This window comes from Pseudomonas sp. X10, from assembly GCF_054889225.1.
The window spans coordinates 3,155,064-3,168,969 of sequence record NZ_CM142677.1 but is presented as its reverse complement, the minus strand read 5'-3'; the positions used below and the strand labels follow the sequence as shown (position 1 = coordinate 3,168,969).

Sequence of the window (13,906 nt, the reverse complement as noted above, 5' to 3'; positions counted from 1 at the left end):
CTCAGCCGCGCCATACCGGTAGCAACCGCTCGTCCAGTGCCCAGTGCCCCTGGCCCGGTCGCAACTGGACGCCACCCACCCAGCGTTCGCTGCCGATCAGGTCGAAGGCGTAGGCCTTGCCAGCTAGCACCTTTTCGCCCGAAGGTGTCAGGCTCAGCAGGCGTTGCGGCCAGGGCTGTTGCGGTCCTTCCTCGCGGATCAGGGCATTTGGCGAATCGATCAGCGGGCGTAGCAAGGCGTGGAACATCAGGTCGCCGAGGAAGGGCAAGGGTTCGCGTACGGCCATCAACTCGGCGAACACGCGTGCGAAAGGGCATGGGCCGAGATCGCGCAAGGTCTGCAAGGCCAGGCGTTCGGTCAGTGACAGGCCGTCGGCAAGGCCGGGCAGCTCTTGCAATTGGCGCAACAGGGCTGGGCCGAGCAGCGGCAAGGCCTCATGCCGGACATGGGCCAAGGCGGCCCAGGCCTGTGGCGAGGATGCGCAGTAGGCGGCCCAGGCCTTACGGGCCAGGAGCAGCATGCTGGCGTTCACCGCTTGGCGTTGCGGCCAGAGCCAGGCCAGCACCTCTGGCGCCAACTGGCCGATGCCGATGAAGCGTTGTACGCCGGGCACCCGGTCGATCTGGATCAGACCCAGGTTCGGCGGTACTTCACGCAGGCCAGCCAATACCCGGATCAGGAACAACTGGTCGTAGGCGTCGGCTTCGCACCAGAGCACGCCGGGCACCTGTTCGTCGAGCAAAGCGAGGCTGGCGTATTCATTGTCCATGCGTTGCCGGGCCTGCAGTGGATCGATGCCAAAGGCGTGACTGATGAAACTGCTGCGCACGGCGCGGTAGTTGTCTTCGGGCAGGTCCGGCACCGGCCCCATGCACAGCGGGTCGGCCATCATATGGAAGCGCCCTTTGAATCCGGCCAACTGCAGACTGTGCTGGATGTCGTTGCCGCAGCGCCAATGGCAGGTGTCGGGGGTATCGTCGGCGGCGAAGCCGGGATGGCGGCTGGCGAAGGACAGGGCATCGCAGTGAGCTTTGAGCTTGGGCCAACTGGCGAAGCCGAGGCCTCGGGCGATCAGCCACTGCGCATCGGCCAGGCGTGGCGGACGTCGCGGGTCGAGCAGGGCGCGTTGTTCGGCCGCCTCGCCGTTGTGCAGGCGTTGCAGCAGCTCTTTGGCACGCTTGCGTTGCTGGTCGAGGCTCAGGCGGCCATCATCGGCCCTGGCTGAGTGGGGTACTGGCATACGAACTCCTTGGTGAGCCTTGTCCGCTGTCAGGCCGGAGTCGTCATGGGCGATTGGCAATGCAGGTTCCTGGGCGCAGCCCTTTCCGCGGACCGGAGGCGTGGAGCACGCCGGTCGGGACTATAGGCTGCTGGTGGCGGTACTGGCAACTGCCGGGCCTCTGCGTGGCCATCGCTAGCTGACGCTGGCGCCTACCTCGAAACCGCAACTGCAGCATCCCGCAACAGTTGCTCGACCTGCTGTAGTTCCCAGCTGCTCAACAGCTGCACCGGGTTGGTGCCATAGCGCTGCCAGTTGGCGAGGTCGGCGCTGCGACCGTCGGGGCTGCGGCAGTGGGCGCAGTGGGCCAGGCCTTCGTTGTCGAGATGCAGGGCCAAGCGCCAGCCGTCGATTTCGACTTCGATAACACCGTCAGGATGATGGCCGCGAATGATCAATGTACTGACGCCGAGGGCGGCGTCGCGCAGGCATTGGTAGGCTTCGCGGCTGGTCAGCAGTGGCAGAGCGGGCACGGATCAGAAGTTCGCCGGGGTGTTGGCGCTGATGATTTCCGCCTCGTCCGGGCCGATGTTCTTGAAACTGTGCGGCAGGGTGGTGGGGAAGTAGTAGCCGTCGCCGGAGTTGAGCACACTTACCTGGCCATTGACCCAGAGCTCGATGGTGCCACGGGTGACCAGGCCACATTCTTCGCCTTCGGCATGCACGATCGGCTCGCCGGAGTCGGCGCCCGGGGCATACAGTTCGCGCAGCATGCGCATCTGCCGGCCTTCGACGCTGGCGCCGACCAGCAGCATGCGCAAGCCGTTGCTGCCCAGGTCCGGCTGCTCGCCGGCACGGAACACGTAACGCTCTTCACGGGGCGGCTCATCGAAGCTGAAGAACTCCGCCAGGGTCATGGGAATGCCTTCGAGCAGTTTCTTCAGGGAACTGACCGAGGGGCTGACGCGGTTCTGTTCGATCTGCGAGATCGTCGAGTTGGTCAGGCCGCTACGGCGGGCCAGTTCCCGTTGGGAGAGGTTGTTGCGTTCACGCACCAGTTTGAGTCGTGTCCCCGTGTCCATAGCCGCCTTGGTGTCAGAAAAGTAGAGGTGTCAAAAATAATGAGCGACGCATTAAAACATACTCCGGGCGCTGTGGCGCTGTGCTTCTCAGCTTCGTTGGCCGGCGCTGCCCGAGGGGGCTGGCCAGAGTCCGACCAACAACAGCAACGCAGCGACCGCCAGGAACGGCAGGCGCGGGTCGAGTGCGTAGATCAGGGTGCCGGCCAGCGGGCCGATCACCGCTCCCATGCCTTGTGCCGCGCCGATGGAACCGGCGGTCGAGCCTTGTTCCGATGCGTGCATGGCATTGGCTGCCAAGGCCGAAAAGGCGGGGAAGACGAAGCCCATGCCGGCGGCGGCAACGAAGAAACAGGCCCAGAGTACAGGCGCGCTGTCGGCTAGGGCGCTGCTGCCGAACCCCAGCGCCGAGACCGTGGCGCCCACGTGGATCATACGCAAGGGTGGCCATTGCAGTTTGCGCAGTGTCGCCTGGGAGAGGATCAGCGCCACCCCGACAGTGGTCAGGGCGATCCCGGCAGCCTGGGCCGCTTCGGCAGGGGGGAGGCCAAGGCGATCCAAGGCAAAGAAGCCGACCGTGATCTGCACTACGGTAACGCTGAGCATGGCGCTGAACGCCACCAGCAGCGGGCGCCGCAGGCGTGGATCGCTCAGGCGCACAGGATTCGGTGCGTGGGCCAGGTGCAAGGGGTGCGGCTTGAGCCGGTACAGCAGCACCACGAAGGCCGTCGCCGGTAGCAGCGACATGACGTAGAACGGCAGGCTCAGGCTGTGCCGCGCCAGCAAGGCGGCCAGCGCTGGCCCCAGCACCAGACCAACGGCATTGGCCGCGCCCAGCGAGGCCATGGCGCGTGCTCGGCCGTGCGGTGCGACATGGTCGGCGATCAGCGCGGCAGCACCGACCGGCAAGGCGGCATAGAAGGCACCGATCAAGCCGCGTGCGAGCATCAGGCCGACAAAGGCCAAGGTCGCGCCAGGCAGGAAGCGTAGGGCGCCGTCGATGAACAGGCAGAGGAACCAGTAGCCCAAGGTGAAACCGGCGCTGCCCAGCAGCAGGATGCGCCGCCGGCCATAGCGGTCTGAGGCTTGCCCCCAGGGGCGCGCCAGCAACACCCAGACTATGCCGGACACGGTTACGGCGGCACCTGCCTGCCAGGTCGCCATGCCCAACAGGCGGGCGATTGGGCCGATCAGGGAAACGAAGGCCATCATCGACATGGTGCAGGCCATGTTCACCAACAGCAGTGGGCGGAGGTCGAAGGCGGTGGAGGGAGGGGCAGGATCCTTTGCGGCGGTCATGGGCAGTCCAGGGCAGTCAGGGCGGCAAGCCGAATAAAAGGTCGGATAGTAGTAATAATTATTTACAGGTGTCGACCCTGATACCATCCAGAGTGTCCGTGGGAGCGGGTGGCTCCCACGGACACTCCGACGCCACCACTGGTGGTGCATCATTCGCTGCGGCGCAGCGGGCCTGGCCACATGCTACGCAATACCCCATCCCGGTGCACCAGCGCATGTACCAGCGCGGCGCCCAAGTGCAGCAAGATGGTGGCGAACAACAAGTAGCCCAGCCAGCCATGGGTCTGGCGCAATACGGTATAGAGCTGAAGGTCGTGAGGCGCGATGGCCGGCAGTTGCAGGGGCAATGGATAGCCACCGGCCGAGAGCATGCCCCAACCGAGCAGGGGCATGCCCAGCATCAGGCCATAGAGCAGCCAGTGCGAGGCGCCGGCGGCCAGGCGCTGCAGCGCTGGCAGTTCGCGTGGCAGCGGCGGGTGCGGCAGGGTCAGGCGCAGGCCGATGCGCAGCAGCACCAGGACCAGCAAGGCCAGGCCGGTGGCCTTGTGCAGTTGAATGAACAGGCTGTGGCGTGGCGAAAGGTCGTTGACCATGCTCACGCCAATGAACAGCATGGCCAGGATCAGCACCGCCATCAGCCAATGCAGCAGCCGGGCCAGGGGGTGGAAAGCGACAGGGGTGGATTTCATGGCTGGACTCCTGGGTGCAGGGATTCGCGGCTGCGGCGGTTGAAAGATTCCGAATAGGCAGAGGAGCGGGCGGCAAGGATCGGGTCGGCGGACGGCTCGATGCCGTGGGGCAGAATCAGCGGATCGAAGTTCAGGTCGCGGCAGGCGCCTTGTTCAGGGGCATCGACATGCTCGATGACCAGGGTGCCGGCGTCGATGCTGGGCCGATCGGCCGGCCAGGGCCGCGCCGGGTCATCCACCGGGTCGCCAGCGTCGGCCAGGGTCAGGCGCAAGGTCCAGCGCAGGGCACCTTGGGCCAGGCGCTGCTGGAGGTCGTGCTGCAGGTACTGCTTGTCGTCGACCTGGGCTGGCAGGGCGGTGAACGGCGTTTGCGCCACCAGACTCCAGCGTACCGGCCGGGCCTTGCCATTGGCATCGATCAGGCGGAAGGCATTGATGCTGTTGTAGTCGGTGCTGGCGAAGCTGTCGCTGGGCTTGTAGGCCGCCGCCCACTGGCGGAAGGCCGCGCTTTCCGGGTGGGCGGCGAAGAAGGCCTGGATCTTGGCCGGGTCGGGCTTGCCAGTGGCCGGGTCTGGCGCTGCTGCCAGGATTTGTTGGTAGAAGCCCTCCGGCGTACTGACTGGCAGCACCGGTGGGTTGTTCATCCCGGTGCGCCAGACCTGGCCATCATCACTGCTCAGCTGCAGCGCGAGACTGCGGGTCGGTGTGCTGGTGTCGGGGCTGTAGGGATTGGCGCCGCCAATGGCGAAGCGGCCGATGACCGGCACGCGCGGTTGGCTGAATACCCGTGCCGTGGACAGCAATGCAGCCTTGCCGCTGCTCTGGAAATAGCCACTGACACACAAGCCCTTAGCGTGGTTCTTGCGATAGCCGGGAAAGTGCCCGGCCTGTGCCTCGAAGGTGTCGATGAAGCGTTGCGGTGTCAGTCGCGGGCTGCCGAACCAGCCAGCGGCGTAGGCGAAGGTAGCGCCCAGGGCTGAGAGGCCCAGGCCGATGGCGGCCAGGCGCAGGACCTTGGCGGGGCCGTGTAGCGGAGTGCTCATGAAGGCGATCCGGGTCAGTGAATGAGCCGGTACGACGCGCCTGCAACGGATTTATTCCATGGCCATGGAATAAATTCGGCGCTAGGGCGTCTGCCCCGTACACTGATTGCCTGTAAGGTCCGGATACTGGCCATGCATGAACTAGACGACCAACGACTGCGCGAAATGCTCCAGCGCTTGCGCCGCTTTGCCCTGTGGCTGACCCGCGAGGCCAGCAGCGCCGATGACCTGGTCCAGGCCACCGTCGAGCGTGCCCTGAGCCGAGGTAACCAGCGACGCGATGACGCCAGCCTGCGGGCCTGGTTGTTCGCCATCCTCTACCGGCTATTTCTCGACGGCAAGCGCCGTGAGCGCCGTCATGCGCGTTGGCTGAGTTGGTTCGGCCAACGCGAGGACAGTGGTGGCGAGACCGAAACCATCATCCTGGCGCAAGCCGACCTGAAGGCCTTTTCTCGTCTGCCGACCGAGCAGCGGGCACTGCTGTTGCTGGTCAGCGTCGAGGGGCTGAGCTACAAGGAGGCCGCCCAGGCTCTGGGGGTACCGATCGGCACGGTCATGTCGCGCCTGTCGCGCGCCCGTGCCGCCTTGCGTGAACTGACCGAGGGCAACCCACCGCCACCGGCTTTGCGGAGACTGAAATGACACGCCTGATCCCCTCCGAAGAAGAGTTGCATGCTTACATCGATGAGCGCCTGGACAGCGTTCGTCGGGCCGAGGTCCAGGCCTGGCTGGCCGCTAATCCGCAAGAGGCGGCGCGGGTCGAGGCCTGGCGCAGCGATGCCCGCCGCTTGCGCGCAGCCCTCGCTGGGCTTGGCGAGTTGCCGGGCAATTCGCAGCTGGATCCGACACGCATCCGCCAGCAACTGCGTCATCGACGTCAGCGCCGCTTCGCCAGCGCTGCGGTGTTGCTGGTGGCGCTGGGCCTGGGTGGTCTAGGCGGCTGGCAGGCGCGCGACGCCGCCCTTGAGGCTGCCGTCGTGCCGATGGCCGATGCGGTCCAGGCTCACCGGCTGTTTGCCGACGCCACCGCCCTGGACGTGCAGGCCAGCGCTCCGGCGCAGTTGCAAGCCTGGCTAGGCCTGCACTTCAAACAGGTCGGGCAGTTGCCGGACCTGGCCAGCTATGGCTTCGAACCGGTGGGCGCGCGCTTGCTCAGCAACGAGCAGGGGCCAGCGGCGTTGCTGGTGTTCCAAGACCGCAACGGGCAGCGCATTAGCCTGTTCCTGCGTTCTCCGAGCGGGCTCTTCGAACGCATGCCTAGCGGCGAGCGCACCGAGGGCCAGTTGCAGGCGCGCTACTGGTCCGATGGCATCTATAACTTCGCCCTGGTCAGCGCGGTGGATGATGTGCGAGGCGAGGAGGTGCGACAGGCGCTGGGGGTTAGCCTGTAGCGCTCAAGGGCTGGCTGGCGATGTGGGCAGCTGTCTCTTCATGGCAAGGTAGCCCTGGCATCGCCAGCCGACGTTGGAGGAAAGCCGGCTTCAGGCCAGTTCCAACCAGATCGGCGCATGGTCCGACGGTTTTTCCATTGCGCGCAGCTCATAGTCCACACCCGCCGCCTTGACCCGTGGCAGCAAGCCGTGGGAGGCGAGGATCAGGTCAATGCGCAGGCCGCGCTTGGGCTCGTCCTCGAAGCCGCGGCTGCGGTAGTCGAACCAGCTGAAGCGGTCGGTCACTTCAGGGTGCAGGTGACGGAAGCTGTCGGTCAGGCCCCAGCTCTTCAGGCGTGCCATCCATTCGCGCTCTTCCGGGAGGAAGCTGCACTTGCCGGTCTTGAGCCAGCGCTTGGCGTTGTCGGCGCCGATACCGATGTCGCTGTCTTCCGGCGAAATGTTCACGTCACCCATCACCAGTAGCGGCTGGTCGTTCCTGAACTGGCTTTCCAGCAGGGCCTGAAGGTCGCTGTAGAAGCGCTGTTTGGCGGGGAACTTGGTGGGGTGGTCGCGGTTTTCACCCTGGGGGAAGTAACCGTTCATGATGGTGATCGGCGTGCCGTCGACGTCGGCGAAGGTGCCCCAGATGAACCGGCGCTGGGCCTCTTCCTCATCGGTGGTGAAACCTTTGTATAGGCTCAGCGGCGCCTGGCGCGAGAGTAGGGCGACGCCGTAATGGCCCTTCTGGCCATGGAAGTGCACGTGATAGCCCAGGGCCTGGACCTCGGCCAGCGGGAACTGATCGTCGCTGACCTTGGTTTCCTGCAGGCCGATCACATCCGGCTGGTGCTTTTCGATCACCGCCGCCAGCTGATGCGGACGGGCGCGCAGGCCATTGATGTTGAACGAGACGATCTTCATGGAAACACAATCCTAGTAAAACTCCGGATGCTAGCCGACATCGGCGGCGGCCACCAGCATGGCGCAAGCCGCCAGGCGCTGCTAACGTGCTGAAGGAGGTGAACGTTGTGCCGTGGTGCACCTCAAAGGCAATTGAGTGCCCTTTCCAGGAGGTTTGCCCGCAATGCCCGAATCCACTGCCGCCCCGGCGAGCATCAGCCTGCTCGATGACGGCTACAGCCGTGAGGCACGCTCCCTGCTTTATCACGCCTACCGGCATGAGCCGACTTTCGCCTACCTGTTCGAGGCCCAGCGGCCAGGTTATGAACGGCGCTTGCGGGTGGTGGTGCGCGAGCGGGTGCGCCAGCACTTCTACATGCAGTTACCCGCTATTGGCCTGATGATCGAGGATCGCCTTATCGGCCTTGCCCTGATCGTGCCGCCATACCGGCGCCTGGGGGTGACCGACAGTTGGGCCTGGCGCTTGCGCATGATCCTTGGCACCGGCTTGCGCTGCACCCGCCGTTACCTCGACTATCAGGCCGCGCTGGCCAGTTGCCTGCCGACAGGGCAGGTCCATGTGCTGCCGTTGCTGGGCATCCATCCGCAGTTCCAGGGGAAGCACTACGGCGAGCAATTGTTACAAGCTGTGCACGATTGGTGCGCGGAGGACCCGAACACCCAGGGCGTCGTGTTGGACACCGGCAATGAGCACTACCTGGCGTTTTACCAGCGCCAGGGTTATCAGGAAATCGGTGAAATCGCGGTAGGCCCGATCCGAGAGCGTGTGTTTTTTCATCCCGGGCCTGAATCCTCCCGCACGGCAATGCCCTGAAACAGCTGTGCCGCCTGGCGTCAAGCTCTGGTAGCATGCGCCGCATGACGTATTCAGGAAGACTAATCTGGGGCCTGATTTTCTGGTCTGCCAGTTTCGCAGTGTGCGCGCAAAGCGAGCTTTTGGTGCGGGTAAAACCGGCCAACAAGGCGCTTCAGGCCAATGTCGAAGGCTATATCGGCAGCCTCGGCGATCGCGACGAGGAGGCCTTGCTGCGCTTGAGCCGTGGCGCGCAGGAACAGGCGCGCAAAGCTGCCCAGGCGCTCGGCTACTACCAGGCGCAGATCGACACGGAGGTCAAGCCGCCAGCAAAGGCCGGCCAGCCGCTGCAATTGATCATCAACATCGACCCGGGCGAACCGGTGCGCCTGCGCAACGTGACCGTGCGTATCGAGGGACCAGCCAGCGAGCTCAGGACCTTTCGCGTTCCCGACGGCAAGGCTCTGCGTCCGGGTGAGGTGCTCAACCATGGGCATTACGAGGACGCCAAGCGGCTGATCCAGAACCAAGCTTCGCGCTACGGGTTCTTCAGCGGGCGCTTCGAGCGCCAGCGCTTGGCGGTCGACCCCCAGGCCGGCGTGGCCGATATCGAACTGGTCTACCAAAGCGGCCCGCGCTATCGCTTGGGCGCGGTCACCTTCGGTGGCGATACGCCCTTGGACGATGATCTGTTGCAACGTATGGTGCCGTTCAAGGCCGACACCCCCTATGATTCCGAGCTGATAGCCGAGCTCAATAGCGCCCTGCAATCCAGTGGTTATTTCGAGGGCGTCAGGGTCGATGCGGCTCCAACCGCAGCGGTGGACCAGCAGATCCCGGTGGACGTCCGGCTGGAAACCCGCAAGCCTCGTACCATGGGGTTGGGCCTGGGCTTTTCCACCGACGTCGGCCCGCGCGGCAAGGCCAACTGGACGCGCCACTGGGTCAATCCCCAGGGCCATAGCTATGGCTGGGAGACCGAGTTGTCGGCGCCCCGGCAGAACGTCGGGCTCTGGTATGACATCCCTCTCGACCCGCCGCTGACCGACAAGCTGCGCTTTGCCGGCGGCTACCAGAACGAGGAAATCGCTGGCACCGACACCCTCAGCAAGCTGCTCACGGTTGGCCCGGAATGGCACTCCAAGTTGCCCAGCGGCTGGCAACGGGTGATCTCGCTGAAGTACCAGCGCGAAGAGTACCGCCTGGGCGACGACTCGGGCTTGAGCAACCTGCTGATGCCCGGCATCAGCTACGCCTACCTGCGCAGTGACAACCGTATCGACCCCCACAACGGCTACCGCCTGCAGTTCGATGTGCAGGTGGCCAAGGAAGGCTTTGTCTCCGACACCAACCTGCTGCATGGCAATGTGCTGCTCAAGGGGTTGACCACCCTGGGGCAGAACCATCGCTTCCTCGGTCGCGTGCAGTTCGGTGGTAGCGCCACCAATGGTTACAAGCACAACATCCCGCCCTCGTTGCGCTTCTTCGCTGGTGGTGACCAGAGCGTGCGCGGTTATGACTATCAGACCCTGTCGCCGAAGAACAGTGACGGCGATCGAATCGGTGGCCGCTACCTGGTGGCGGGCAGCGTCGAATACCAGTACTCGATCGCGGAGAAATGGCGCGTGGCGACCTTCGTCGACCAAGGCAACTCATTCAATTCGCTGGAACTGCCCAGCCTCAAGACCGGCGTCGGCATCGGCGTGCGCTGGGTATCCCCGGTCGGCCCCTTGCGCCTGGACCTGGCCCACGCGCTGGATGACGAGGGCGGTTTGCGCTTGCACTTCTCCATGGGGCCTGAACTGTGACGCGCCTGCTCAAACCGATTCTGCTGACGCTGTTGGCCCTGCTGGTTCTGGTATTGCTGACCCTTGGCCTGCTGTTGGGCACCCAGGCCGGAAGCCGCTGGGCACTGGGCCTGGTGCCGGGCCTGGAGGTGGACGACTTCCAGGGCCGCCTGGGTGGGCAATGGCATGCTAGCCAGTTGCGCTGGGTCCAGGGCGAGGACCGGGTCGAGGTGCTCGCGCCGCAGATGACCTGGTCACCCGCGTGCCTGTTGCGCTCGACGCTGTGCATCGATCGGTTGCAGGCCGAACGGGTCGACATGACCTTCGCCCCCGGGGCCGAGAAGACCGACAGCGGTCCGCTGCAACTCCCGGCGTTGCGCCTGCCCGTAGGTATCGAACTGGGTGAGGTGCGCCTGGGCCAGTTGCGCCTGGATGGCAGCGATTTGTTGGGCGACTTGCAACTGAGCGCGCGCTGGACCCTCGATGGCCTGCACATCGACAGCCTGCAACTGCAGCGGGACGATCTGCACCTGAGCCTGCAAGGTACGATGAAGCCCGAAGGCGACTGGCCGTTGCAGCTCAGCGGTCAGGTCCAACTGCCGGCGGTGGACGGCCAGGCCTGGCAACTGGCCGTGCAGGCCGAAGGCGAACTGCAGAAGACCCTCACCCTAAAGGCTGACAGCAGCGGCTACCTCAATGCACAGTTGAGTGGCGAACTGCAGGCCCTGGCCGAGAACCTGCCGGCCACGTTGCAGATCCGCTCCGAGGCCTTCAAAGCGGCCAGCACGCTACCCGATACCTTGCAACTGAACCAGTTGCAACTTAATGCCAGTGGCGACCTGCTCAAGGGCTACCAGTTGACCGGAACGGCCAGCCTGCCCGCCGAGCAGGCGCCGATCGCCTTGGTCTTGACCGGACGGGTGGATGCCAAGGGGGCGCAACTCAGTGCCCTGGACCTGACAGCAAGTGAGCAGCAACGGGTCAAGTTCCAGGCTAATGCCGACTGGCAGGACGGGCTCAGTGCCGATGCCAAGGTCGACTGGCTGGACTTCCCGTGGCTGCGCCTATATCCGTTGGCGGAAGCGCCGCAGGTCACCTTGCGGCGTTTGAATGCCGAGGTGAAATACCGTGATGGCAACTACCAGGGGGCCTTCAAGGGCGACCTCGACGGTCCGGCAGGCGCCTTCACTCTGGAAAGCCCGTTCGATGGGGACCTGACCCAGATCCGCCTGCCGCAGTTGGCGCTGACTGCCGGGCAGGGCAAGGCAGCCGGTAGCGTCGCAGTCCGCTTCGCCGAACAGTTGGCCTGGGATGTCGACCTGCAATTGTCGGCGCTCGACCCTGCCTACTGGCTGGCCGAACTGCCGGGTACCCTGGCTGGCCCATTGCGCAGCAAGGGCGAAATGAAGAACGACCAACTGCGCCTGGATGCCCAACTTGACCTCAAGGGACGCCTGCGTGGCCAACCGGCGCTGCTGAAGGTTGAAGCAGAAGGCGCAGGGCAGGAGTGGACCCTGGGCACCTTGGCGGTGCAGTTGGGTGACAACCGTATCAATGGCAGCGGCAGTCTGCAGCAGCGCCTGGCCGGCAGGCTCGACCTCGACCTGCCACGCCTGGGCCAGCTATGGCCGCGTCTACAGGGCCAGGTGAAGGGTCGCCTGGACGTTGCCGGCACCCTTGCGGCGCCCCAAGGCACGCTGACTCTGCAGGGCCAGCAGTTGGCCCAGGCTGAAAACCGCGTCCAGCGCCTGGACCTGGATGCGCGCCTCGACAGCGCCCAGCGTGCGCTGATCGACTTGAAGGTCGGCAGTATCCGCTTGGGTGAGACGGCCTTGGGCAATCTCGATGCCAGTGGCAAGGGCGATATCCGCCAACAAGCGTTGACCTTGGCGCTGGACGGCCCGCAACTGAAGCTCGACCTGGGCCTGGACGGTAATCTGGACAAGGGCAACTGGCGCGGGCGCCTGGCCAGTGGGCGGATTCAGGCCGGTGGCCAGGACTGGCAGCTACAGGCGCCGGCGCGGCTGCAACGTCTGGCCAGCGGCCAGCTGGATTTCGGCGCCCATTGCTGGCGCTCGGGCCAGGCCAGCCTGTGTGGTGAAGACCAGCGGCTGGCGCCGGAACCACGCCTTCGCTATCACCTCAAGCAGTTCCCGCTGGACAGCCTGGCCCAATGGCTGCCGAAAGACTTCGCCTGGCAGGGGTTGCTGAATGCGGACATCAACCTCGATATCCCGGCCAGTGGCCCCAAGGGCACCATCCTGATCGACGCCAGCGGAGGCACGCTGCGCGTGCGCGATAAAGACCGCTGGCTGGACTTCCCGTACCAGACCCTGCGCCTGGACAGCACTCTCACGCCGCGGCGGGTCGATACGCGGCTGGACTTCCGTGGCGAGCGACTGGGTGAGCTGAGCCTGACTACGCGCATCGACCCGGTGGCCAGCAGTAAACCGGTTTCTGGCGACTTCCGCCTGTCTGGGCTCGACCTGTCGATCGCGCGCCCCTTCGTGCCGATGGTCGAGCGCCTGTCCGGCCAGTTGAACGGTAGCGGTCGCCTGTCTGGCAGCTTACTGGCACCACAGGTAAACGGCAGCATCAACCTGAGCGGCGGCGAGATCAGTGGCGGTGAGTTGCCGGTCAGCCTGAACGATCTCTCGTTGCAGGCGCTGATCGCTGGCGAGCAGATCCAGTTGAGCGGCGGCTGGCGCAGTGGCGATGCCGGCCGTGGCCAGCTCGGTGGCAACATCACCTGGGGCCAGGCCCTGGCAGTCGACCTGCGTCTGCAGGGGCAGCAGTTGCCGGTCAACGTCGAACCCTATGCGGCTCTTGAGGTGGCCCCGGACCTGACCATCCGCCTGATCGACGACAAGCTGGCGATAACCGGCAAGGTAGAGGTGCCCAAGGGCAACATCACGGTGCGCGAGTTGCCACCCTCGACGGTCAAGGTCTCGGACGACACGGTGATCGTTGGCCATCAGACCGAGGAGGGCAAGCCACCGATGGCCGTGGCCATGGACATCAATGTGGAAGTCGGGCGAGACAAGCTATCCTTCAGCGGCTTCGGCCTTACCGCCAACCTGTTGGGGCATGTGCATATCGGCGACAACCTGGATACCCGTGGTGAACTGAGCCTGGCCGACGGCCGCTACCGCGCCTATGGCCAACGCTTGAACATCCGCCGCGCACGCTTGCTGTTCGCCGGCCCTATCGATCAGCCCTACCTGGACATCGAGGCAATCCGTCGGGTCGATGATGTGATCGCCGGTATCCGCTTGAGCGGAAGCGCTGAGCAACCGACCACCGAAGTCTTCTCCGAGCCGGCCATGAGCCAGGAACAGGCACTCTCCTACCTGGTGCTCGGCAGGCCGCTGGGGACGTCGGGCGAAGATAACAACATGCTAGCCGAGGCGGCGCTTGGCCTCGGTCTGGCAGGCAGTGCAGGGGTGACCGGCAGCCTGGCGTCGAGCCTGGGGATCGATGACTTCCAGCTCGACACCGAAGGAACCGGCAACACGACCAGTGTGGTGGCTAGCGGTAACCTGACCGAGAAACTCAGCCTGCGTTACGGGGTGGGGGTGTTTGAACCGGCCAATACCATCGCGCTGCGCTACAAACTGAGCAAGAAGGTCTACCTGGAGGCCGCTAGTGGCTTGGCCAGTTCGCTGGATATCTTCTACAAACGGGACTTCTGAAAAAGGCTGGG

Annotated in this window: 12 protein-coding genes; 5 read left to right on the top strand and 7 right to left on the bottom strand. The window is 65.0% G+C overall.

Features of this window, described 5'->3' with window-relative positions; translation table 11 throughout:
* Window position 1: 1 nt before the first annotated feature.
* The 6 genes from ACYU03_RS14425 to ACYU03_RS14400 all read right to left on the bottom strand — a co-directional run bounded on the left by ACYU03_RS14425 (window position 2) and on the right by ACYU03_RS14400 (window position 5,329).
* Window positions 2–1,240, bottom strand: coding sequence for a DUF1835 domain-containing protein (locus ACYU03_RS14425; protein ID WP_461885254.1), 1,239 nt, complete (start codon window positions 1,238–1,240; stop codon window positions 2–4).
* A 191-nt stretch (window positions 1,241–1,431) separates the two neighbouring features.
* Entirely contained in the window at window positions 1,432–1,743 is a 312-nt protein-coding gene (locus ACYU03_RS14420; protein WP_461891469.1) for a DUF7693 family protein, read from the bottom strand.
* 12 nt (window positions 1,744–1,755) lie between these two features.
* Complete coding sequence (locus tag ACYU03_RS14415; protein WP_461885253.1) at window positions 1,756–2,301, bottom strand: cupin domain-containing protein; 546 nt, start codon at window positions 2,299–2,301, stop codon at window positions 1,756–1,758.
* A gap of 87 nt (window positions 2,302–2,388) precedes the next feature.
* The gene (locus ACYU03_RS14410; RefSeq protein ID WP_461885252.1) at window positions 2,389–3,597 is read right to left on the bottom strand and encodes an MFS transporter; all 1,209 of its coding nucleotides are present in this window, start codon (window positions 3,595–3,597) and stop codon (window positions 2,389–2,391) included.
* Between the two features lie 149 nt (window positions 3,598–3,746).
* The gene (locus ACYU03_RS14405) at window positions 3,747–4,286 is read right to left on the bottom strand and encodes a cytochrome b (protein ID WP_461885251.1); all 540 of its coding nucleotides are present in this window, start codon (window positions 4,284–4,286) and stop codon (window positions 3,747–3,749) included.
* Entirely contained in the window at window positions 4,283–5,329 is a 1,047-nt protein-coding gene (locus ACYU03_RS14400) for a catalase family peroxidase (RefSeq protein ID WP_461885249.1), read from the bottom strand. Before ACYU03_RS14400 ends, ACYU03_RS14405 begins: the two co-directional genes overlap by 4 nt.
* Before the next feature lie 132 nt (window positions 5,330–5,461).
* On the opposite strand from ACYU03_RS14400, the gene ACYU03_RS14395 reads away from it, so the two are divergent.
* Window positions 5,462–5,971, top strand: a complete 510-nt coding sequence (locus ACYU03_RS14395; RefSeq protein ID WP_461885248.1) for a sigma-70 family RNA polymerase sigma factor — start codon at window positions 5,462–5,464, stop codon at window positions 5,969–5,971.
* On the top strand, window positions 5,968–6,720 hold the full coding sequence (locus ACYU03_RS14390; RefSeq protein ID WP_461885247.1) for an anti-sigma factor family protein: 753 nt from the start codon (window positions 5,968–5,970) through the stop codon (window positions 6,718–6,720). The genes ACYU03_RS14395 and ACYU03_RS14390 overlap by 4 nt, the downstream gene beginning before the upstream one ends.
* Before the next feature lie 90 nt (window positions 6,721–6,810).
* Here ACYU03_RS14390 and xthA read toward each other — a convergent pair whose 3' ends face one another.
* Complete coding sequence (gene xthA / locus ACYU03_RS14385) at window positions 6,811–7,623, bottom strand: exodeoxyribonuclease III (RefSeq protein ID WP_461885246.1); 813 nt, start codon at window positions 7,621–7,623, stop codon at window positions 6,811–6,813.
* A gap of 163 nt (window positions 7,624–7,786) precedes the next feature.
* Between xthA and ACYU03_RS14380 the strand changes: the two genes are divergently transcribed.
* Genes ACYU03_RS14380 through ACYU03_RS14370 form a run of 3 tightly spaced genes read left to right on the top strand, consistent with a single transcriptional unit; the run spans window position 7,787 to window position 13,895 of the window.
* Window positions 7,787–8,437 (top strand): GNAT family N-acetyltransferase, encoded by a 651-nt coding sequence (locus ACYU03_RS14380; RefSeq protein WP_461885245.1) that lies wholly within the window; start codon window positions 7,787–7,789, stop codon window positions 8,435–8,437.
* A 44-nt stretch (window positions 8,438–8,481) separates the two neighbouring features.
* Window positions 8,482–10,224 carry an autotransporter assembly complex protein TamA gene (locus tag ACYU03_RS14375; protein WP_461891468.1) on the top strand — a complete coding sequence of 581 codons (1,743 nt, stop codon included), beginning with the start codon at window positions 8,482–8,484 and terminating at the stop codon, window positions 10,222–10,224.
* On the top strand, window positions 10,221–13,895 hold the full coding sequence (locus ACYU03_RS14370; protein WP_461885244.1) for a translocation/assembly module TamB domain-containing protein: 3,675 nt from the start codon (window positions 10,221–10,223) through the stop codon (window positions 13,893–13,895). The genes ACYU03_RS14375 and ACYU03_RS14370 overlap by 4 nt, the downstream gene beginning before the upstream one ends.
* Window positions 13,896–13,906: the final 11 nt, after the last annotated feature.